Raw genomic sequence first — 21,370 nt, 5'->3', positions numbered from 1 at the left:
TCCATTCCGAAAGTTAAGGGGTTCAGTCGAGTACGAAGACGGGCACGTATTCGTACTCGTCGGCTTCGCCGGATTTGTGGAATTCGGCGTGGACGGACGCGCCGGTCACAGGTTCGCGATCTTCTACGACCAGACGGGTCCACCACCAGGGGCCTTCGTCGAGTTCGACGACGGCAAGAATGTGCTGTGGAACAACGGTGCCTTCGGCATTGCGGCCGTACACGGTGGTCCACGAGATGATTCGGCCGCGGCCGCTGGCAGGTGTCCAGCGGTAGTCGGCGTCGTCCGGAACTGCGGTCTGTGGCGCGAGAAGCTCTCCGGTGCCTATGTTCTCGCGCAACAGGAACTCGCCGCGCGCAGTGCCGTCGAAGAACTCGGCAGTCTGGGCGTCACGGCGGACAGGCGCAAGCGGGATGGACAGGATTGCAGTCATCGGCCGGCTCCCAACAGAAGGGTGGAATGGTGATCGAGGACGCCGCCGTTGCCGGAGACGAGCGCTGTGTCGTGCTTGTAGACCTGACGCTCCCCCGCCTGCCCGCGAAGCTGGATGACCGCTTCCGACAACGGAGTCATTCCCCACATGTAGTACGACGACAACTGTCCGCCGCCGGTATTGACCTTCAGCGAGCCGCCCGGCCCGAGAAGACCAGGCGTCCCGACGAAGTCGCCGCCGGACCCCTTGTCGCAGAATCCGTAGTCCTCAAGCGAGATCATGAGCGTGTAGGTATAGCAGTCGTAGAGCTCGACCAGGTCGATCTCCGACGGAGTGAGCCCAGCGGCAGCGAACGCCTTCGGCCCGGATTGCGCTGCGCCGCTCACCAATCCGAAGTCTTCACTGCGGCGCATGTAGTGCCCGGGATGCGACTGTGCCGACGCGAGAATGTCCACGGGCGGCTGCGCCAGATCTCTGGCGCGCTCGGCGCTCGTCACGATGACGGCGACGCCGCCGTTGGAGACGAGGCAGCAGTCCAGAAGATGGAACGGTGAGCTGATCATCCGCGAATCCTGGTGGTCGGCGAGGGTGATCGGATCACGCATCTGTGCAAGCGGATTCAATGCAGCCCAGGCCCGCTGTGCGACCGCAATGGCACCGAGCTGCTCGGAGGTGGTGCCGTAGGTTTGCATGTGCCGGTTGGCTGCCAGTGCGTACAGCGAGTTGGCACTGTTGACACCGGTCGATCCGAGAATCCCTTCCCAACCGACTCCGCCCGAGTTGGCCTGTGCATAGGACGCCCCGGTCGCGACGCGCTCTTTCAACGGCGCGTCCGCGAATACACAGGCCACCGCGGTGGCCTGTCCGGATTCGATGGCCGATGCCGCGAACTGAACCATCGCTCCGGCGGTCGAGCCGTAGGACTGCATAACCGACAGCAGCGACAGGTCTTCGAGACCGAGTTCTTGCGCGAGCGGCAAGCCGAGTTCGCCAGTGACTCCGCCGCTGATGAGAAGACCGTCGATCTCGCTCAGCTCGAGGTGCGCATCGGCCGCTGCCCGACGGACCGCGTCGGCGCCGAAGTTCGTCGCCGTCTTGCCATAGATCCGGCCCATCTCGGTCACACCGAGGCCGGCGATCGAGGCTTTCATACCAGAGCTTTCTGGAGAGGCAGTTCGATTTCCATCGTTCCGGGTCCAACGGTGACGACGCCTTCGTTACGGCTGACCAGTTCGACCGTCACGATGCCTTTGTCGCCTCGAATCTCCTTGCCGACGACGGTGCCGTGCACGGTCGTGGTGGTCCCGACGAGGTTGAACTTCTTCATCGCGAACCCCCTCACCGATCCGATGACACCGGTCGGTCCTGCCCAGTCTCGAACTGCCCTCTCCCACATGCCCATCAAGAACAGCACGTTGGCGTAGGCCTCGGGCGCGCCGGAGTCCTTGGCGTACTCGGAGTTGTGGTGGATGGAGTTGAAGTCCCGGTTCGATCCTGCGGCCATCACGAGTCGGTACATCGACAACGGGTATTCGGGCACCGAGAGCTGTTCGCCTTCGGTGACGTCTTCGAAAAATCTCATGATTCGGAGTCCTCGGTCACGGGGTTGTAGGCGTAGACGACGTTGCGTACTCGCGCAACGACGTCGCCGCGGTCGCTGACGATGTCGTTCTCCCAGGACAGGAACGCGCCTCGGCCCAGCGATGTTTGCTTGGGACTGCACGAGATCAGCCGTCGTCCTCGGTTTCCCAGCCGCTCGCCGAGTAGGACGGGCCTGACGAAGTCGAGTTCCATGCTGGCCGTGAGGAACCCGCTCGTATCGGGTCCGGGGTACGGCTCCTCGTTGTTGATAGGGCTTCGCGTCGGCTGCGCGTCGCGATCGGCACTGCCGTACAGCGTCTCTTCACCGGGGTTACGCATCGCTGCGATCGCCCAGGACAGCAGACCGGTCGACGGCGCGATCACGCCGTCGAATCCAGCTGCGCGGGCCGCATGCTCGTCGTAGTGGATCGCGCTGTCCAACTCGAGCGGTTCGAGATACCTGCGGACGGTTCCCGATTCGACAGGATCACCGCCCCAGCGGATGCTGCCGTCGGAGAAGTCCTCGCCTACCCGGCCCAGAAGAACGTCCCACTCCGCCACCCAGGACGGCCTGACGTCCGTCAGTTCTGCGGTCATGCCAGTGCACCTTCACTTTCCAATGTCTCGATCTGCTCGGCGGTGAGGCCGAGGATGTCGCTGAGTACGTATGTGTTGTCCTGGCCGCACACCGGGGCCGCTCGGTCGACGGACAACGGCGTGTCGCTGAGCTGGTACCTCGGGGCCTCGACGGTCACGCGTCCGTGCAACGGATGGTCGAGTTCGACGAGGTGGCCGCGGTGTCGGAGCTGCGGGTCCTCGCTGAAGGACCGGCTGTCGGCCGAGACGTGTGCGGCAATACCGACGCGTTGCAGGAGATCTTCGAGGTCCTGCGAGCGATGCCGCACGGTCCATCCAGCCACGAGATGATCGAGTTTCTCGCTTCGCCTCAGACGGACATCGAGCGTACGGAAATCGGCTGCGGCGTCGGGAAGATTCATGATCGTGGCGAACATCCGCCACTGCTCGTCGTCCGCAACGGTGATGGCCACGAACCGGCCGTCGGCGCAGGCGTAGACACCGTTGGGAGCGAACGCGGCGTCGCTGTTGCCACGTCGCTCGACGACCGTGCCCTCGGCCGAAAACTTGGCCAGATAGGGCGATTGAAGGTAGGCGCCGGACTCGACCTGCGAGATGTCGATGTAGGCACCGACGCCCGTCTGCTCACGCTCCAGCAGGGCAGCGAGCAACGCCGCCAGGCCGAATCGGGGAGCGACGTAGTCGGTGTACGGGCCGAACGGTCCGAGCGGAAGCCGATCCTCCCATCCCACCGCGGATTGGAATCCCGACAGCGCGGCACCGACATTTCCGTAACCGGCGAGGCCGCTGTAGGGCCCGTCCTGTCCGTTGATGGAACTGCTCACCATGATCAGGCCTGGATTCGTCGCGCTCAGGCTCTCGTAGTCGAGCCCCCACTTCTTCATTCGCCCGGGCGCGTACGACTCGAGGACGACGTCGGCCCAGTCGGCAAGAGATCTGGCGACGGCACGTGCGGCCGGGAGCCGAAGATCCAAGGACACGCCCAGTTTGCCGGCATTGACGGTCCCGTACAGCGCCGAATTCTCATGTCCGGCGACGCCACCTTCGAAGGGAGGCATCAGGCGCGCCGTCTCCACCTTGGTACCGGATTCCACACGGACGACGGTTGCGCCTGCGTCGGCAAGCGCACGTCCGACGAGTGGGCCCGCTACCACCCAGGACATGTCGAGGACCTTCACTCCGTCGAGAGGCTTGCTCATGACGCGTTCTCCATGACGCGCGTACCGACCCATTCGGCCAGAACTTCCTCGGTGTGTTGCCCGACGGATGGTGCAGGTGATCGGACCTGGAGGGTCTGCCCACTGACCTTCGCGAATGCACCCGGCATTCTGACCTCGCGACCTGCGTCGTCGACGACGGCCGAGTAGAAACCCCGCGCACCCAGTTGCGGGCTCGCAGCAACGTCCCCGGTGTCGTAGATCGGCACGCACAGCAGACGGTGTTCGCGTGCCGCTTCCAGCACAGCGTTCTTTGTCTTACCGGCCAGGAATTCGGCGACGGCTCCCCTGGCCTCGTCGAAGCAGGCGTCGTCGAACTCCCCGCGTGCCAACATGTTCGGAACTTCGCGCCAGTCGATGGATGCGAACCGCTCGTAGTCCGAATTCTCCGATGCCATCCAGCCGAAGAACGCGGTGGTGAACGCACCGGACGCGCGGCCGACAGTGAGATGGAATTCGATGAGACCGTCGGCGCACCGCCACTTCTTCTTGGCGGGATCGGTACCGGAACCGCTGCCGGATTGATCGATCTTCTTCACCGGACCATCGACAAATTTTTCCCACTCCGGGGCTACATCACCTGCGGTGTGGGCGAGAACTCTTCCCAACGTGGCTGTTCCTAGACATGCCTGCGCGGAGACGTCGACGTGCTGACCACGACCGGTTCGTGTCCGAGCCAGCAATGCGAACAAAGCTCCGTCGGCTGCATCGGCGGCGGCATGCAGAAAAGCCTGCGGAATGGAGATCCTGACCGGCGGACGATCTGCTTCACGATGCGGGTCGAGCGGTCCCCCCGCAGCCCAGACCACTAGGTCACTGGCCGCGTAACGCGCCTTCGGTCCGGTGGATCCGAACGCCGAGATCGAGACGTAGACCAGGCGCGGGAACAGGGTGTGCAACTTCTCGAACCCGAGCCCCAGGCTGTCCATCACGCCGGGCCCTGCGGATTCGATCACGACGTCGGCCTGAGCGATCAACTCGTGAAGACCCGCTGGATTCTCGAAATCGATCGCGACGCCACGCTTGTTGGCTGCGTAGGTGTCCCAGAAATACGACCCGTGAGGTCCGAGCGGCTCGGCCTGACGTGCCGACGACCCATCCAGGGGCTCGACCTGGACCACGTCAGCTCCGAGATCGGCGAGCATGCGGCCCGCGAGCAGGCCACGATCATCGGTGAAGTCGAGCACGCGATACCGCTCCAACAGCGCCATTGCGCCCACCAATCATGAAAAGGGAGAACACCTTCCGAATCAGCAGGAAGGCGGAACGTTTCTGAACGTTCTTCGTCTGTAACTAGGAAAGTACACTCTCATCTGACACGAATCAATGGTTTTCAGTGGTTCACGTCACAAATCTTTTCGACGAGAAGGAGTAGGCAGTGTCGGACACCTCCAAGACGGGGCGCCCACGCGACCCCGACCTGGAACGACGCGTGTTCGATGCTGCCGTCGACATCTTCGGAACCCAGGGGTGGGCCAAGTTCTCCATCGAAGCCGTCGCGCGTCAGGCCTCCGTCGGCAAGGCGTCGATCTACCTTCGGTGGCCGAACAAGAACACACTGCTGCAGGACGCCATCGAGGACCGCATCACCGTCGTCGCCACCCGGGATTCCGGAGACATCAAGACCGACCTCCTCGAACTCGCCCGTCAGACCATGCGGCTCTACCTCGGCGGCGCAGGACGAGCGATCTTTCGGATGGCCATCGAGGGGGATTCCATCCCCGGCGTCACCGATCAGTTCGCGCTCTTCCGCGACTCGCAAACCCTTGCGGCACGCGAGATGGTCCGCAAAGCCATCGCCCGCGGCGAGCTCCCCGCCGACACATCGGTGACGCTGCTGCTCGAAACCTTGCTCGGCGCAATCATTCTGCACACCCTCAGCACCCCGAAGGCGCTGGACGACGCAGTGCGGGCGCACTCCGAGGAGTACGCCCGCACCTTGGTCGACCATGTACTGCGAACTACGCGCTGACGATCCCGCGCGTCGCAAGGTCGCTGAGTTCATCTGCACTCAAGGACAACTCCGCCGTCAAGATTTCGGCCGTGTGCTCCCCGACCGCCGGCACGCCGTCGTACACCGGCCCGTCGTAGCTCTTCATGTGCAGGACCGGACCCGGCATCAGGACCTTGCCCAGAACGTCGTTTCCGGTGATCTCCACCAACGTGCGTTCCAGGAAATGCGGATCCTGAACCACATCGGATGCGTCGTTGACCGGCGCGCTCACCACCTCGAACTTCTCGAGCACCTCGAGCACCTCGGCGCGCGGCATGCTCTTGCACCAGTCGATGACCATCTGCTGCACGTCGTCGTTGTTCCGCAGGCGATCGGCATTGGTCGCGTAGCGAGGATCGTCGATGACCTCCGCTTTGCCCATCGCCGCGAACAATCGCTTGGCGATAGCCTGATTGGACGCGGCGATGGACAGGAACTTCCCGTCGGCCGCCTCGTAGATGCCGCGGGGTGACGCCGCACCGGTCGAGTTGCCGATGCGCTGCTGGATCTCCCCTGTCGCGGTGTACTTGAGGAACATATCGCCCACGATGAACATCAGCGGCTCGTACAGAGCGACGTCGACTTCCTCACCGAGACCGGTCTTTTCCCGCTTGAACAGCGACATCGCCACACCCATCGCTGCGGACAGGCCGGCGATGGAGTCGGCGAAACCGAACGGCGGCGAGGTGGGAGGCGAGTCCGGCCAGCCGTTGACGTTCGCAAATCCGCTTGCCGTCTCGGCGACGGTGCCGAAGCCCGGTAGCAAGCGGTTCGGTCCCGTTTGGCCGAAGCCGGACACCCGAGCCAGAACCAGCCCGGGGTTGTCCTTCGACAGTTCCTCGAATCCGAGTCCCCACGCTTCGAGACGTCCTGGCCTGAACGACTCGATCACGACGTCGGCGCCGGCAATGAGGCGCTGGACCAGCGCTCGACCTTCGGCGTCGCGCAGGTCGATTCCCACCGAGCGCTTTCCTGCGTTGAGCCGCGAGAACCCGAGAGACAAGCCCTCCTTCTGCGGAATCCACTGCCGTGCATAGTCACCCGAGGCTGGATCCTCGACCTTGATGACCTCCGCGCCGAAGTCACGCAGCATGCGGCCTGCCGTCGGCGCGGCGTACATCGTGCCGAGCTCGACGACCTTGATGCCCGCGAGCGGACCGGTGGAGCCCATCAGATCCTCCACTGGATGTGCTTGACCTCGAGGTATTCCTTCATGCCCCACTCGCCGAGCTCACGGCCGACGCCGGACTTGCCGTAACCGCCGAACGGTGCGTCGGGGCGCATCGAGCCACCTCCGTTGATCCACACCGTTCCGGCCCGGACCTGCTCCGCGACCCGCCTGGCCTCGATCGGATCGTCGCACCAGACGTTCGCCGCGAGACCGTAGTCGGTGTCGTTGGCGAGACGGATCGCTTCCTCGGTATCGGAGAACGGCACGATCACCGCGACGGGTCCGAAGATCTCCTGCTGTACCGCCCGTGCGCTGTGCGGAAGTCCGCCCAGCAGAACCGGATTGACGAACCACCCCTTCTCCGGCAGCGGCTTGGTGACCTGGAGGAGTTTCGTGCCGCCCTCGGCGACCGATCCGTCGATGAAACCGTTGACGCGGGCCTGATGGTCGGGCCGGATCATCGGTCCGATGTTCGTCGCGGGATCCCATGGGTCGCCGACGACCATCTGATCGAACGCCGATGCGCCGGCTTCGAGGAACTCGTCGTACACGCTGTCGTGCACGAGAAGCCGAGCGAGAGCGGCACATCCCTGGCCGCCGTTGCGTGCCCAGCGAAGGTGCATCTCGACTGCGATCTTCTTGACGTCGACACCCTCGAGCACGATGTTCGGGGACTTGCCGCCGAGTTCGAGCGTCACTCCGGTGAGGTTGGCCGACGCCTGCTCCATGATCTTCGCGCCGACTCCGTCGGACCCGGTGAACGAGACGCGATCCACGCCGCGGTGCGACGAGAGTTGTTGTCCCACATCGGCACCGCCGATGATGACGTTCATGACGCCCGGCGGCAGGCCGGATTCCTTGATGAGGTCGCCGAGGAACAGGGTGGTGAGCGGAGTCCGCGGCGACGGCAGCAGCACGACGGTGCAGCCCGCCGCCAGCGCGGCACCGAACTTGAAGATGGCGAGGTTGAGCGGGTAGTTATATCCGGTGATGGCGGCGACCACGCCGACGGGCTGGTGGACCACGTCGCTCATCGTCGGTACCGGCTTGTCGTACTCACCCAGGTGGATCGTGCGATCGGTCTTCGCAGCCTCGGCGGCCCAGCGCAGGTGCTCGTCGACGGCCATCTTCACCTGTAGGTACGAGGCCAGCGACACCGGGCACCCGACCTCGTTGACGATCGAGGGCAGCAGCCGATCCGCGGCCTTCTCCAACGCGTCGGCGAAGCGGTGGATGTGCTTCGAGCGTTCTTCCCCACTCAGTGCGGACCACGCCGGAAATGCCTTCCGCGCTGCGGCGACTGCGTCGTCGACCTGGCTGCTCGACGCTCCCCCGACGGTCGCGATGACCTCTTCGGTGGCGGGGTTGTAGACGTCCCACGTCTCACCCTGCGGCTGGGCATCGGTATCGCCGATCAGCAGAGTCCTGGTGTCCGGTACCCACGTCTGATCTATCTCTGCCACGGCAGTCATCTCACGCACCTTCTTTCTGTAGTTCTGCAGGCAGCTTGGCCATCAAGCCGACGCGCTCGAGTACGCAGACGATCTCGTCGCGCTGGTTGTAGCCGATGTGCTCGAACCACACGATGCCGGAGTCGTCGCGGCTCTTGGATTCGCGCTTGTTCTTGATGGTGGTTTCGGCACGCAGAGTGTCACCGTGGAACACCGGATTGGGAAAGGTGATCTTCTCGTAGCCGAGGTTGCCGAGGGTGGTTCCCATGGTCAGTTCGGGTACGTGGAACGCACCGATCAACGCAACGGTGAAGAGACTGTTGAACAGTCGCTGACCGTGAATCGTGCCCTTGCAGAACTCCGCATCGAGGTGCAGCGGCTGAATGTTCATCGTCAGCGAGGTGAACATGACGTTGTCCATCTCGGTCACAGTGCGGGTCATCGCATGCTTGTAGTGCTTACCGACCTCGAACTCTTCGAAATACAAGCCTCGCATTTACTTCTCGCCTCTCTTGGTGATCGCTTCGGCACGCTCCAGCCACTGAACTGCTTTGTCGTAGTGCGCCTTGTCGATGTGCAGACCTCGGTACCGCAGTGCACCGGTCCCCTGCACCTCTGCCTTTTCGTATGCTTCGGCCAACCCTCGGTAGAACTCGATGTCCTGCTCGGACGGGCTGAACACTTCGTTGACGGTCTCGACGTGCGACGGGTGAATCGCGATCATGCCGCGGAATCCGAGCTGGCGGCCTTTGACCGCGAATTCCCGAAGACCATCGAGATTTTCGAGGTCCTCCCACAATCCGGTCAGAGCGTGGATCTTCGCTTCCCTGCACGCAAGAAGAACTCGGCTACGCAGATACAGGGTTTCGAGCCCCTCGGGCGTCCATTCGTATCCGACCTCACGGGCAATATCGGCGTGCTCGGCCGACGGGCCGATCATGGCGCCCACGCGCGGCGATGCCGTCGCGACCTCCAGGCAGTTGTGGATCGCTTTCACGGTCTCGACCGGCACGATGTACTCGAGGCCGTCGACACCGTTCCGTGCCTCGAAGTGGTCGAGCAACGCGTCGTACTGCAGCACGTCGACGGCCTTTTCGATCTTCGGTGCAAACACTCCGGTCAATCCGGGAACGACGACAGCTTCCAGGTCGGCACCGGTGAACCTCGTCGCAAGCGGGTTCACTCGAACGAACAGTCCCACATCGGGATTGGTCTCGCGCACTCGGGCGATGGATTCTGTGACGGTGATGCGCGCAGCTTCTTTCTCCGCCGCGGGCACCGAGTCCTCCAGATCGAGGACGACGCAATCGGCGCCGGACGCGACGGCCTTGTCCACCCACCGCGGGCGGTGACCGGGCACGAACAGGATCGAACGATACGGCTGCATGTCACTCCCCTTCAGTAGCTGCGCGGCAGGCCGAGAACGTGCTCGGCGGTGTAGTTGAGGACCATTTCTTGGCTGATCGGCGCGATCCGCATGAGACGGGATTCGCGGAAGTACCGTTCGACATGGAACTCCTTACCGAACCCGAATCCGCCGTGTACCTGAAGCGCTGCGTCGGCGGCAAAGAAGCCTGCCTCGGCGCACAAGTACTTGGCGGCGTTGGCTTCTCGGCCGCACGGCAGACCGGCGTCGACCATCCACGCGGCCTTGTCGACGACGGCGGTTGCAGCGTCGAGTCGGATACGCGACTCGGCGAGTTGGAAGGCAATGCCCTGGTTCTTCCCGATGGGCCGGCCGAACACCTCTCGTTCCTTCGCGTACTGGGTGCCGCGGCGCAGCGCCGCTTCACCGATGCCGAGGGCGGCGTTGGCAGAGATGACGCGCTCGGCATTCAGACCGCCCAGGATGGTGCGGAACCCATGACCGACCTCGCCGACGACGTCCTCGTCCGCGACGAAAAGCTCGTCGATGAACAGCTCGTTCGTGTCGACGGCGTTGCGTCCCATCTTCGGAATCGGACGGATCTGTACCTTGCTGCGGTCCATGTCGGCGAACAGCAACGTCATTCCCGCGGTCCGCTTCTCACCGTCGATACGCGGACTCGTTCGGCACAGGAGCAGCATCTTCTCTGCTTCCTGCGCCTTGGTGATCCACACCTTCTTGCCCGACACCAGAAATCCGCCGTCGACCTTCTTCGCGAAGGTCTTGATGTTGGTGGTGTCGGTGCCTGCGTCGGGCTCGGTGACGGCGAACGAGGTATGCAGTTCACCGGTGACGACGCGCGGAAGGTACTTCTTCTTCATCGCCTCGCTACCGTGATTGATGATCGGCTCGAATCCGAAGATGCCGATGTGCACGGCACTGCATCCGCCCATGCCCGCTCCGGATGCGGAGATCTCACGTTCGACGATGGCCGCTTCGGTGACGCCGAGTCCGCCGCCACCGTACTCCTCGGGGACGGTCAGTCCTAGCCAACCACCCTCGGCCACAGCGTTGTAGAAGTCCCACGGAAACTCGTGGCTGTCGTCGTGTTCCATCCAGTAGTCGTCGGGAAACGCCTTGCAGAGCGTCTTGACCGCGGCACGGATGTCGTCGTGCGTGGGGTCGGAAGAGTAGTCCATGTGTATCTCCTGCGCTATGCGACCGGCACCGCGGTGCGATCGAACGTGTCGGCGGTGATGCCCTCGTCGCGCAGAACTGCCTTGCGGACCTTCTCGGACGGAGTTTTGGGAAGCGCGTCCAGGAAACGGACGTAGCGCGGTGTGGCGAAGGCCGGGATCCGTCCCTTGCACCAGTCGAGAATCTCTGCCGGATCGGCCTTTTCGCTGACGACCACGGCCGCGAGCACCTCGTCCTCGCCGGCCTCGACGTCGGCGGGTACACCGATCACGGCACATTCGACGACGGCGGGGTGTGCGAGTACGGCCTGCTCTACCTCGTAGGAGCTGATGTTCTCCCCGCGCCGCCGCAACGCGTCCTTGTAGCGGTCGACGAAGTAGAACCACCCGTCCTCGTCCTTGCGCAATGCATCGCCGGTGTGAAACCAGAGATTGCGCCACGCTTCGAGGGTCTTCTCCGGCATGCCGTAGTAGCCCATGCTGCAGGTCCACGGCTGCACCGGACGTACGACGAGCTCTCCGACCTCACCGACGGGTACTTCACGGTCGGTCTCGGGGTCGACGAGCCTGATGTCGAACCAGTCCGACGCCACCTTGCCTGCCGCGCCGGGCGGGATCTTCTCGCCGTACGGAGTGAGGATCGGCGCGCACGTCTCGGTGAGACCGAAAGCGTTGACGAAAGCCTCTATGCCGTAACGGCCTTTGAACTGCTCGACGACGGTGTCCGCGATCGGGGCTGCGTACACCGCGCGCAACCGGTTGTCGCGATCGTTCTCCCGTGGAGCCTGCTTCCACGCAAAGTCCATCATGACGCCGACGAAATTGGTGACGGTGACGCCGGAATCGCGGACCATGTCGATCCATCGACTCGCACTGAACTTGGGGTGCACCACGGCACTGGCGCCCGCGACAAGCGCTGGATAGACAGCCATGAACTGAGCATTGCCATGGAACAGCGGCGTCGTCGTCATGTAGCGATCCGAGGGAGTGAGCCGCGTGAGCGAGACGACTTCCTGCGCGAAGAAGTACAGCTGCGAGTGCGGCATAGCGACACCCTTGGACGGCCCTGTGGTGCCCGAGGTGAAGAAGATCGCCCCGAGGTCCTGCGCCCGCGGCGCAGGAACGGTGACGGGCGTACCTTTCTCCAGCTCGTCCCAGGCTTCGGCCTGCCAACCGTGCTCGCGCAGCAGGGCGATCGCCTTGTCCGCGGTTCCGGTGTCGATGACCCAGAACTCCTCGATGCCGCGGCTGTGCTCGGCGATGGCGACGAAGCGCTCGGCGAACGTGTCGTCGATGACGGCCCAGCGGGCTCCGACCGTGACGATCTGGTGGCGGAGGAATTCGCCTTCGTAGTTGGTGTTGATCGGCACTTCGACGGTTCCGCCGACGGCGGCAGCGAACCAACTACGCACCAGCCGGGAGGAATTCATCGCCATGATGACGACGCGGTCACCCTGCTGCGCGCCTGCGGCATGCCATGAGCCGGCGATACGTTCTGCGGAGCCGAGAATCTCGGAGTAGGTGAACTCCAGCTTCTCCTCGGGCGTCACCAGGAAGGTGGCGTCGGGCGTGGCTGCGGCGTGGGTCCGCAGAACGTTGCTGAGCGTCCACCCCTCGGGGTCTGTGAAATTGGGGTGCAGATCGGTGTATGTCTGGCTCACTTGAAATCCCGGAACGGTTCGAGGGCCAGCATCGACGGAACGACGTCCTTGCCCAGGCGCTCGATCGCGGCGATGGTCTCGTCGCCGTCCATCGTCGGCCACTGGGGGCGCAGAAGCAGTGGATCGACCGGGAGGGTGGTCACGAGGTCGGTGAGCTTGCCGACGACGTCGTCCGGAGTTCCGACGATGACGTGGTCGGACACCGACTCGGCGAACTGGTTCGCCAGGTCGCGGCCCGCCATGACGTCGAGACCCTTGGCGGCGTAGGTGAGATACCGGCCCTGAGCGACACGGGCGTACTCGACCATCGCCTCTTCCTTGCTGTCCGCTACGAGGACGTTGCGGCGAAGCGGCTGTAGGCCGAATTCCTTGCCGCGTGCCTCGAACAGATCTTTCACGACGCGGTAGCGCTCCTCGACCTCGTGCTTCGGGGTCTCGGGCGGCACGGCGTAGGCGTCGCCGTACTTTCCTGCTCGGCGCACACCGCCCATGGCGTGAGCGCCGATCCAGATCGGAACGTGCGGCTGCTGGACCGGATGCAAGTGCGGCTTGACACCGTCGAGCTGGAAGTACTTGCCCTCGAAGGTGACCTCGTCCTGGGTCCACAGCTGCTTCATCACTTGGAGGGATTCGTCGAACCGCCCGGCTCGCTCCTTGTACGGAACCTGAAGGTAGTCGAATTCCTCGGGGCGGTAGCCCAATCCGGCACCGAAGATCAACCTGCCCTCGGTGACGACGTCGAGAGTCGCGATCTCCTCGGCGAGCATGACCGGGTGATACAGCGGTGCGATCATGATCTGCGTGACGAGCTTGGTCGTCGGCGCGACGTGCGCGGCAAGGCGAGCGAGGAGCGGCACCGGCTGGAGCCAGCGAAGATCGCCGTAGAGGAAGTGCTGCCCGATGGCGATGTAGTTGAATCCGTTGTCCTCCGCCGTCTCGACGATGCGGAGGATGTCCTTGAACTGCTGCGCCGGCGTCACCGACTTCGGCACGTCGCTGAGCAGTAAGCCGACCTGAACCATGAGAGTCCCTTCTGATGTGGCGCGCTTATTGCGCGGTGAGGCCGCCGTCGACGGGGATGGTGACGCCGGTGATGTAGCTGGCGTCGTCGCTGTTGAGGAATGCGATGACCGACGCGATCTCCTCCGGCTCGGCACCGCGGCCGAGTGGGATCGTCGCGACGAAGTCGGCGGTGAGAGCAGAGACGTCGGATCCTGGTTCGCGGCCGAAGAACTGGGCGAGCATCGGCGTCTTGACCTGCCCGGGGCAGATAACGTTGACGCGGATGCCGTCCTTGGCGCCGTTGAGTGCGAGCGCACGGCCGAACGGCACGAGCGCACCCTTCGTCATCGAGTAGATGGGACTGAACGGCGAACCGATGAGCGCCGACGTCGAGGAGGTCAGCGTGACCGAGCCCTTTCCGCCTGCCTTCTTGAGTAGTTCGAAACCGAGCGTCGTGGAGTAATAGGCGCTCTTGACGTTGACGTCGATGTTCTTGTCCCACGTTGCATCGTCGACTTCGAGTCCGCCCGGACCTGGCATGCCGACCTGGGCGTGCAGCGCGTGCAGTACACCCTTCTCGGCGTCGATCTTGGCAAAGAGCGACTTCAGGTCGTCGTTGTTCGTGGCGTCGACCGTCACGGCCGTCGCCTGTCCGCCGTCGGCTTCGATCTCCGCGGCAACCTTGCGCGCGGCTTCCTCACTGAGGTCGGTGACGTAGACGAACGCGCCTTCCGAGGCGAGACGGTGACTGATGGCACGGCCCATGCCGGATCCTCCGCCGATGACGGCGGCGATGCGACCTTCATAACGCTGCATTTCTTGTACTCCTTCTCAAGTTACTTCGTTATTCAAGCGCGTTGGTCGAACGAACGTCCCAGTAATTCGGAAACTATTCGGGTTCGCTGCATGGTCGGCGTTCCGCCGGCGAGCGCCCAGCCGTGCGCGTCACGGTGCATGCGCTCGATGCCGAATTCCTCGGTGTAACCGTTGCCGCCGTGGAGCTGCATCGCCAGGTCGGTGACCTTCTTGGCCATCTCGTTGGCAGTGCACTTGGCAAGGGAGACGTGCAGCGAGTTGGGGAGTTGCTCCCCGTCGATCACCGATGCCGCTGCGCGCTGCAGCAGTAACCTCGCGGCGTCGACCTGTAGCGCCATGTCCGCGATCGTCATCTGTACGGCCTGGAACTCGATCAACGGCTTGCCGAACTGCGTTCGCTCCTGGACGTAGCGGATCGACTGGTCGAGCGCCGCCTGGCCGAGCGCAAGGCTCATCGTCGAATTGCCGAGTCGCTCGATCGAGAACGCGGTGAAGAGCGTGCGAAAGCCACCGGGCTCGACGACGATGTTCTCCTTCGGGACGGCGACGTCGTCGAAGTAGATGTCGGCCGACGGGATCCCGCGGAAGCCCATGAGCTTTTCGCGTGCGCCGTAGCTGACACCCTCGCGATTGGCTTCGACGAGAACAGCGCCGATCCCCTTCGCGCCCTGGGCATCGCTCATGCGCGAATAGACGAGGTAGACGTCGGCCTCGGAGCCATTGGAGATCCAGCGCTTGTTTCCGCTGACTCGAACCGTGTCGCCGTCTACCGTTGCTTTGGTGGTCAGATCCGTGGCAGCAGAGCCCGCGTCGGGTTCGGAGATCGCCACGGCCATCGTCAGGTCGCCGGCGATGATTCCAGGCAGGAACCGCTCTCGCTGCTCCTCGGTTCCGATCCGGGCGATCACCTGGGCTGGGCCGGTGTTCGCCTCGAAGATCTGGAATGCGGCGGGCCTGCAGTGGTAGGCGAACTCCTCGATGACGTTGAGCGCCTGTTGAAGCGGCGCACCTCCTCCGCCGAAACGCTCGGGAAGGGCGATCCCGAGGAAGCCGAGCGATCCGAGGAATTTGCGTTCTTCGAGCGGGAACGCAGTTCTCTCCGCATCCCACTGCGCAGCCTTGGGGGCGTACCGCTCAGAGGCGACCTTGGCGGCCACCTCTTTGATGGCGCGCTCGTCGTCGGTGAGTGTGCTGGCAGACATGGCCACCTCTTTCATGCTCATGATTATACTAATCCGGTGTGACCTACGGTACAAGATCTCACTCGTCGGCCACTAGGTTCATGCTAAACATAATCATGAATAGTTCGCGAGCTTTCCAGAAACCTGCTTCAGGAGGGTTTTCATGACACGAGCAGTCATCGTCGACGCCGTACGTTCGCCCATGGGCAAGGGCAAAATCGGAGGTGGACTGTCACACCTTCACCCCGCCGACCTTCTCGGTCAGGTATTGAGGCAGTTGGCGGACAGATCCTCGCTCGACGCGGGCTTGCTGGACGACGTCATCATCGGCTGCGTCGGCGGCAACGGTGAGCAGTCTGGAACACCAGGCCGTCAGGCTGTGCTGTCCGCGGGTTTCCCGGCCCACGTGCCGTCGGTGACGGTCGAACGCAAATGCGGCTCCGGCCAGCAGGCACTCGATTTTGCCGTCCAGGGCGTCGTAGCCGGTGCGTACGACATCGCGATCGCCGGCGGCGTCGAATCGATGAGCCGCGTTCCTATAGGTAGTGCACGCGGAGAAGCCGATCCATTCGGTGAGGGAGTCCGTGAACGGTTCCCCGTGTTGGTGCCGCAGGGAGTAGCCGCCGAACTTGTTGCGCAGAAGTGGAACATCTCCCGCTCGGAACTCGACGAGTACTCCGCACGCTCGCACGAGCGCGCCTCGGCGGTCGATTTCTCGGGTGAGATCGTCCCGGTCGGCGGGCTGGAGGCCGACGAAACGATCAGGACGGGTACGACGGCCGAGAAGCTCGGCGGCTTGAAAGCCGTGTTCGGCACCGACGAGCGACGAGCGCAGTTCCCGGACCTCGACTGGACAGTCACCGCAGGCAATGCGTCACAGATCACCGATGGCGCTGCGGCCCTGTTGGTGATGAGTGAGGAACGGGCCTCCCAGTTGGGTCTGCGCCCCCGGGCCAGGATCGTCGCCTCCGCGGTGATCGGCGACGATCCTCTGCTGATGCTCACCGGCCCGATCCCGGCGACCGAAAAGGTGTTGAAAAAGGCGGGTTTGACGCTGGCCGACATCTCCGCGTTCGAGGTCAACGAAGCTTTCGCCTCGGTACCGCTGGCGTGGGCGAAGGAACTCGGCGTCGAACAGGACGTGCTGAATCCCGTCGGCGGCGCCATCGCACTAGGGCATCCGTTGGGTGCGTCGGGCGCCCGCATCATGACCACGTTGATCAATCACCTCGAACGCACCGGTGGCCGTTACGGACTGCAGACCATGTGCGAAGCAGGCGGAATGGCCAATGCAACCATCATCGAGATACTGAAATAAGGAGTCGGTCCATGGATCTCACCAATTCATCCGCGGTCGTCACGGGCGGGGCGTCCGGCCTCGGACTCGCGACGGTCAAGCGGTTCGTCGCAGCAGGCGTCAACACCGTCATCGTCGATCTGCCGCAGTCCGCCGGCAAGGACGTGGCGCAGGAGCTCGGCGACTTCGTGCAGTTCGGTCCCGCCGACGTCGCCGATCCCGACGCCGTCGATGCGGCGTTGGATCTCGCCGAAGCGCGGGCTCCCATTCGGTCCGTTGTGCACTGCGCGGGTCGCGGCGGAACCGTCCGCGTCGTCGAAAAGGACGGCACACCGGGCTCTCTGGAGCTCTATACCTCGCTGATCCAGACGAACCTGATCGGCAGCTTCAATGTTCTCCGGCTCGCGGCCGCTCGCATGGTCCGCAACGAACCGGTCGACGGTGAGCGTGGCGTCGTCATCATGACGGCATCCGTCGCAGCGTGGGAAGGTCAGATCGGCCAGATTCCGTATGCGTCGGCCAAAGCGGGTGTTGTAGGTATGACCTTGGTTGCAGCTCGCGATCTGTCGCGAAAGCTGATTCGCGTCAACAGCATTGCTCCTGGAATCTTCGACACACCGATTCTGTCCCGATTCTCGCAGGAAATTCGCGACGGCTTGGCCGCCCAGATTCCACACCCGGCCCGGTTGGGTGACGCCGACGAATACGCCAAGCTTGCATTGCACATCGTCGACAACGCCATGATCAACGGTGAGGTCATTCGGCTCGACGGCGCGATCCGGATGCAGCCACGATGAGTGCTCTGGTCAGGGTCGAGCAGATCGAGGGTGTACAGGTCGTCACGATCACCCGTCCCGAGGTCCGCAACGCGATCAACACTGCCACTGCGCAGGCCATCGCCGACGCCATGGACGAACTGGATGCCCGCGACGACCTCGTCGCGGGTGTCATTGCCGGCGAGGGCAAAAGTTTTTGCACCGGAATGGATTTGAAGGCATTCCTTGCCGGTGAGAAGCCGTCGATTCCGGGGCGGGGATTCGCGGGCGTCGCCGAGACTCCCCCGGCGAAACCGCTGATCGCCGCTGTCGAGGGCCACGCCATCGCGGGCGGATTCGAGATTGTGCTTGCCTGTGATCTGGTGGTGGCGTCCGAGACGGCAGTGTTCGGACTCCCCGAAGTCAAGCGCGGGTTGCTCGCCGGTGGTGGCGGATTGCTCCGGCTGCCCGACCGGGTCCCGCGCGCGTTGGCCGTCGAGTGGTGCCTCACCGGTGACTTCATCAGTGCGCAGGAAGCCAAGGACGCCGGCCTGATCAACCGGCTCACCCCAGCGGGAGAGGCGCTGGAGGTCGCGTTGGAGCTGGCGAAGAAGATCGCGAAGAACGGCCCGATGGCCGTGCGGGCGACCAAAGAGATCATCACCAAGGCCCGCGACTGGTCCAACGACGAGCAATTCGCGGAGATGTGGAAGATCTACGAGCCGGTCAGAAGCTCGGAAGACGCCCGCGAGGGGGCGTCGGCGTTCAAGGAGAAACGGACTCCGGTCTGGAAGGGGCGCTGAGGTGGTTGCGATCGTCACCGGCGCCGGAAGCGGGATAGGCAGAGCTGTATGTCTCGAACTCGCGCAGGCAGGTACGCAGGTACTCGCCGTCGACATCGATCTCGCCGGCGCCGAAGAGACCAGTCGGATGTCGGCCGGCACCGTCGTCGCGCACCGAGCTGACGTCTCGAATCCCGCTGAGGTCGAGGACTACGTAGCCGCTGCGGTCGACACACTCGGCATTCCGGATCAGTTCTTCAACAATGCCGGGATAGCAGGAGTCAACCGAGCGATCGTGGACATGTCTCCGGCCGAGTGGTCGACCACGATGTCGGTCAACCTGAACAGCATGTTCTACGGACTGAAGTATGTTCTTCCACACATGATCACGACGGGCAAGGGGCAGATCGTCAACACAGGATCCATCGCGAGCCTGCAAGGAGCAGCCAAGCGCGCGGATTACGTTGCCGCGAAACACGCAATTCTCGGGCTGACGAGAACTGCTGCGGCCGAGGTACGCGAGCACGGGATAGCTGTGAACTGTATCTGTCCTGGTTCGACCGACACACCCATCATCGGTAAGTTCAGGGCACTTCTCGCTCGCGACGGTCAAGCGATCCCGGCCCAGGGTGTCGGTGGTCGCGGTATGGCCAGTGCCGAAGAAGTCGCGCGCACAGCAGTTTTCCTTCTCCGAGAAGATGTCCCGTTCCTCACAGGGTCGGCCATCTCCGTCGATGGTGGCGCATCGGGCCAGTACTGAATGTCCGATTCTATTGCTTCGCATCATTCGTATAGATAGAGTTGTTTGCATCACACTCTTTCGAGCGGAGCACCTGTTTTGACGAATCCTGTAGGCAATCGCCTGTTCACGCTGGTCGAGATACCTGCGGTCGTAGGGCTCCTCGCCATGATGGTGCATACCGTCGCAAACGCGTTCTCTCGCACTGTGTTCGGGGAGCCCATCACCGGCACCCTCGAACGAGTCCAGTACTGGTACATGCCCTTGGTCGTCCTACTGGGCTTCGTGATCGCGATGCATCGCGGCGAACACGTGTGGGCCGATATGTTCTACACACGGTTCCCTGCGGCCGCCAAGCGGTACGTTGCCGCAGGCTCGAGCATCGTGTGCGCAGCGGTCTGCCTGGTTACCGTCGCCTACTCGTTCGATCATGCGCAACACAATCGCGACATCGAGCTGACGGCCGGACTGACCGATATCGCAGCGTGGCCACTGACGTACCTCGTCCCGATCACGTTCGCACTCTTCGCCGTACAGTACGTACGTCTCGGATGGAAACAATTACACGACGAAGACATCGACGATTCCGGATCCTCTTTTGCTGTCTCTCCCGAATCCGACCACGCGGCCGACACAGAGAAGGCACGATGACCGCCGTAGCCACGCGCGAACCCTCCAAACCAATGCCCGGTCGAGTTCGAGCAGGCCGATTCCCGAGCGGAAGCATCACCCTTGCAGTATTCGTCGCGGCAGCCGTCGGGTCCACCGTCGGTATGTTCCTCGGCGGATCGAAGGAGACCATCGGCGTCCTGTCGATCGTCCTGCTACTGAGCCTGATCTTCCTGCGGATGCACATCGGTTTCGCGCTTTTGGTGTCCGCGCTGATGGGAATGTGGGCACTGCGCGACTTCGGTGTCGTCACCAGCACCGTCAGCAAATTGCCGTATCACAATGTTGCACAATGGACGTTGAGTGTCGTTCCGATGTTCGTATTCATGGGTCTGCTGCTGTGGCGATCCGGAGTGACCGAGAAGCTCTACGATGTCGCACGGACTTGGCTGGGGTGGATGCCCGGCGGCCTGGCAGTCGGCACCAACCTCGCGGGAGCTGGGCTCGCCTCGGTCAGCGGTTCGACAGTCGGGACTACCTATGCGTTGGCACGTATCGGCATCCCCGAGATGCTCCGAGCGGGTTACGACAAGCGTCTGGCCATCGGATCCGTCATGGCCGCCGGACTGCCCGGCCAGCTCATACCACCCTCGATCACTCTTGTCGTGTTCGCCGGGATCGCGGAAGTCCCTGTTGGAGAGCAACTCTTGGCCGGAGTCGGCCCCGGTGTGGCAGTGGCGGTCTTGTTCAGCATCGCGCTGATGATCGCGGCATCGATTGTCAAACCGAAGACACCGGAGAAGGTGGACGTCGCTCCGGAATCCACGGGTGCCAAGTGGCGTGCACTCGTTTCGGTGTGGCCGGTTCCGGTCCTCGTGCTGGTGGTCGTGGTTGGCATGTTCTCCGGCGTTTTCACCGCTACCGAGGCCGGCGGCGCTGCGGCGATGGTTGCGCTGTTCGTCGCACTGTTCGCACGTCGCCGCGACCGCCCATTTGCCGCAGTCAGCGAGGCTGCTGTGAGTGCCGTAGCAAGCACCGGATCGATCTTCCTGATGCTTCTCGGCGCAACCGCATTGTCCAGAATGCTTCCCTTGACCGGATTGACGACCGGGTTCACCGATTGGACAACCAACCTTGGCTTGACGGCGTGGCAGTTCCTCGCGTTGATGACCGTGGTCTACCTCGTGATGGGGATGTTCCTCGACGCCCTCGCGATGATGCTCCTGACGGTACCACTGCTCATCCCTACGCTCGCTTACCTCGACATCTCGCTGCTGTGGTTCGGTGTCTTCGTCGTCTTCATGGGCGAGCTCGCCGTCATCACTCCGCCCGTCGGCATCCTGTCCTACATCATTCACGGCGTAGCGCAGGACCCAGAAGTGAACCTCGGCAACAAGATCAGTCTGCGCGACGTATTCGCCAGCGTTGCATGGGTGATGCCGATCGCGCTCGTCTTCGTCGTCCTGCTGATCGCGTTCCCGCAAGTCGCAACGTTTCTTCCAAGCCAGATGGGTGGATAAAGG

At 63.4% G+C, this 21,370-nt stretch carries 22 protein-coding genes; 7 read left to right on the top strand and 15 right to left on the bottom strand.

What is annotated here, in order from left to right:
- Positions 1-22 precede the first annotated feature (22 nt).
- From CH289_RS12860 to CH289_RS12835, 6 genes are read right to left on the bottom strand one after another with little or no spacing between them, the layout of a single operon-like run.
- A complete protein-coding gene (locus tag CH289_RS12860; protein WP_094728008.1) occupies positions 23-433 on the bottom strand; it encodes a Zn-ribbon domain-containing OB-fold protein in 411 nt (136 codons plus the stop codon).
- Positions 430-1,584 carry a thiolase family protein gene (locus CH289_RS12855; RefSeq protein ID WP_019663158.1) on the bottom strand — a complete coding sequence of 385 codons (1,155 nt, stop codon included), beginning with the start codon at positions 1,582-1,584 and terminating at the stop codon, positions 430-432. The genes CH289_RS12860 and CH289_RS12855 overlap by 4 nt, the downstream gene beginning before the upstream one ends.
- Entirely contained in the window at positions 1,581-2,015 is a 435-nt protein-coding gene (locus tag CH289_RS12850) for a hotdog family protein (protein ID WP_094728007.1), read from the bottom strand. Before CH289_RS12850 ends, CH289_RS12855 begins: the two co-directional genes overlap by 4 nt.
- Positions 2,012-2,611, bottom strand: coding sequence for an FAS1-like dehydratase domain-containing protein (locus CH289_RS12845; protein ID WP_019663156.1), 600 nt, complete (start codon positions 2,609-2,611; stop codon positions 2,012-2,014). Before CH289_RS12845 ends, CH289_RS12850 begins: the two co-directional genes overlap by 4 nt.
- The gene (locus CH289_RS12840) at positions 2,608-3,810 is read right to left on the bottom strand and encodes a CaiB/BaiF CoA transferase family protein (protein ID WP_019663155.1); all 1,203 of its coding nucleotides are present in this window, start codon (positions 3,808-3,810) and stop codon (positions 2,608-2,610) included. The genes CH289_RS12845 and CH289_RS12840 overlap by 4 nt, the downstream gene beginning before the upstream one ends.
- A complete protein-coding gene (locus CH289_RS12835; protein WP_019663154.1) occupies positions 3,807-5,039 on the bottom strand; it encodes a CaiB/BaiF CoA transferase family protein in 1,233 nt (410 codons plus the stop codon). Before CH289_RS12835 ends, CH289_RS12840 begins: the two co-directional genes overlap by 4 nt.
- 167 nt (positions 5,040-5,206) lie before the next feature.
- Here CH289_RS12835 and CH289_RS12830 point away from each other — a divergent pair, with 167 nt between their 5' ends.
- Positions 5,207-5,800, top strand: a complete 594-nt coding sequence (locus CH289_RS12830; RefSeq protein ID WP_019663153.1) for a TetR/AcrR family transcriptional regulator — start codon at positions 5,207-5,209, stop codon at positions 5,798-5,800.
- Here the strand turns inward: CH289_RS12830 and CH289_RS12825 are convergent.
- The 9 genes from CH289_RS12825 to CH289_RS12785 are packed head-to-tail and all read right to left on the bottom strand — an operon-like array spanning position 5,790 to position 15,707.
- Positions 5,790-6,992: a CaiB/BaiF CoA transferase family protein gene (locus tag CH289_RS12825; RefSeq protein WP_179276798.1), complete on the bottom strand. Its 1,203-nt coding sequence runs from the start codon at positions 6,990-6,992 to the stop codon at positions 5,790-5,792. The two genes, CH289_RS12830 and CH289_RS12825, sit on opposite strands and share 11 nt — an antisense overlap.
- Positions 6,992-8,464 carry an aldehyde dehydrogenase family protein gene (locus tag CH289_RS12820; protein WP_094728015.1) on the bottom strand — a complete coding sequence of 491 codons (1,473 nt, stop codon included), beginning with the start codon at positions 8,462-8,464 and terminating at the stop codon, positions 6,992-6,994. The genes CH289_RS12825 and CH289_RS12820 overlap by 1 nt, the downstream gene beginning before the upstream one ends.
- Position 8,465: 1 nt before the next feature.
- A complete protein-coding gene (locus CH289_RS12815) occupies positions 8,466-8,939 on the bottom strand; it encodes a MaoC family dehydratase (protein ID WP_019663150.1) in 474 nt (157 codons plus the stop codon).
- Positions 8,940-9,830 carry an HpcH/HpaI aldolase/citrate lyase family protein gene (locus CH289_RS12810; RefSeq protein ID WP_094728005.1) on the bottom strand — a complete coding sequence of 297 codons (891 nt, stop codon included), beginning with the start codon at positions 9,828-9,830 and terminating at the stop codon, positions 8,940-8,942.
- Between the two features lie 11 nt (positions 9,831-9,841).
- Positions 9,842-11,008 carry an acyl-CoA dehydrogenase family protein gene (locus CH289_RS12805; protein ID WP_094728004.1) on the bottom strand — a complete coding sequence of 389 codons (1,167 nt, stop codon included), beginning with the start codon at positions 11,006-11,008 and terminating at the stop codon, positions 9,842-9,844.
- Positions 11,009-11,022: 14 nt separating this feature from the next.
- Positions 11,023-12,666: an AMP-binding protein gene (locus CH289_RS12800; protein ID WP_094728003.1), complete on the bottom strand. Its 1,644-nt coding sequence runs from the start codon at positions 12,664-12,666 to the stop codon at positions 11,023-11,025.
- Complete coding sequence (locus tag CH289_RS12795; RefSeq protein WP_019663146.1) at positions 12,663-13,688, bottom strand: LLM class flavin-dependent oxidoreductase; 1,026 nt, start codon at positions 13,686-13,688, stop codon at positions 12,663-12,665. Before CH289_RS12795 ends, CH289_RS12800 begins: the two co-directional genes overlap by 4 nt.
- Before the next feature lie 25 nt (positions 13,689-13,713).
- A complete protein-coding gene (locus CH289_RS12790) occupies positions 13,714-14,484 on the bottom strand; it encodes an SDR family NAD(P)-dependent oxidoreductase (RefSeq protein ID WP_094709875.1) in 771 nt (256 codons plus the stop codon).
- 32 nt (positions 14,485-14,516) lie between these two features.
- A complete protein-coding gene (locus CH289_RS12785; RefSeq protein ID WP_019663144.1) occupies positions 14,517-15,707 on the bottom strand; it encodes an acyl-CoA dehydrogenase family protein in 1,191 nt (396 codons plus the stop codon).
- 121 nt (positions 15,708-15,828) lie between these two features.
- Here CH289_RS12785 and CH289_RS12780 point away from each other — a divergent pair, with 121 nt between their 5' ends.
- The 6 genes from CH289_RS12780 to CH289_RS12755 all read left to right on the top strand — a co-directional run bounded on the left by CH289_RS12780 (position 15,829) and on the right by CH289_RS12755 (position 21,367).
- Positions 15,829-16,983, top strand: coding sequence for a thiolase family protein (locus CH289_RS12780; RefSeq protein WP_094709873.1), 1,155 nt, complete (start codon positions 15,829-15,831; stop codon positions 16,981-16,983).
- An 11-nt stretch (positions 16,984-16,994) separates the two neighbouring features.
- Positions 16,995-17,759, top strand: coding sequence for an SDR family NAD(P)-dependent oxidoreductase (locus tag CH289_RS12775; protein WP_019663142.1), 765 nt, complete (start codon positions 16,995-16,997; stop codon positions 17,757-17,759).
- Positions 17,756-18,520, top strand: coding sequence for a crotonase/enoyl-CoA hydratase family protein (locus CH289_RS12770; protein ID WP_019663141.1), 765 nt, complete (start codon positions 17,756-17,758; stop codon positions 18,518-18,520). Before CH289_RS12775 ends, CH289_RS12770 begins: the two co-directional genes overlap by 4 nt.
- A gap of 1 nt (position 18,521) precedes the next feature.
- Complete coding sequence (locus tag CH289_RS12765; RefSeq protein WP_019663140.1) at positions 18,522-19,259, top strand: SDR family NAD(P)-dependent oxidoreductase; 738 nt, start codon at positions 18,522-18,524, stop codon at positions 19,257-19,259.
- A 78-nt stretch (positions 19,260-19,337) separates the two neighbouring features.
- Complete coding sequence (locus CH289_RS12760) at positions 19,338-19,889, top strand: TRAP transporter small permease (RefSeq protein ID WP_019663139.1); 552 nt, start codon at positions 19,338-19,340, stop codon at positions 19,887-19,889.
- A 32-nt stretch (positions 19,890-19,921) separates the two neighbouring features.
- Positions 19,922-21,367, top strand: coding sequence for a TRAP transporter large permease (locus tag CH289_RS12755; RefSeq protein WP_019663138.1), 1,446 nt, complete (start codon positions 19,922-19,924; stop codon positions 21,365-21,367).
- The last annotated feature ends 3 nt before the right edge of the window (positions 21,368-21,370 follow it).

It is taken from the genome of Rhodococcus sp. RS1C4 (assembly GCF_002258225.1).
In the GTDB taxonomy this organism is placed as follows: Bacteria; Actinomycetota; Actinomycetes; order Mycobacteriales; family Mycobacteriaceae; genus Rhodococcoides; species Rhodococcoides fascians_E.
The sequence above is the reverse complement of the archived record's forward strand: the minus strand, read 5'-3'. Positions and strand labels throughout refer to the sequence as shown.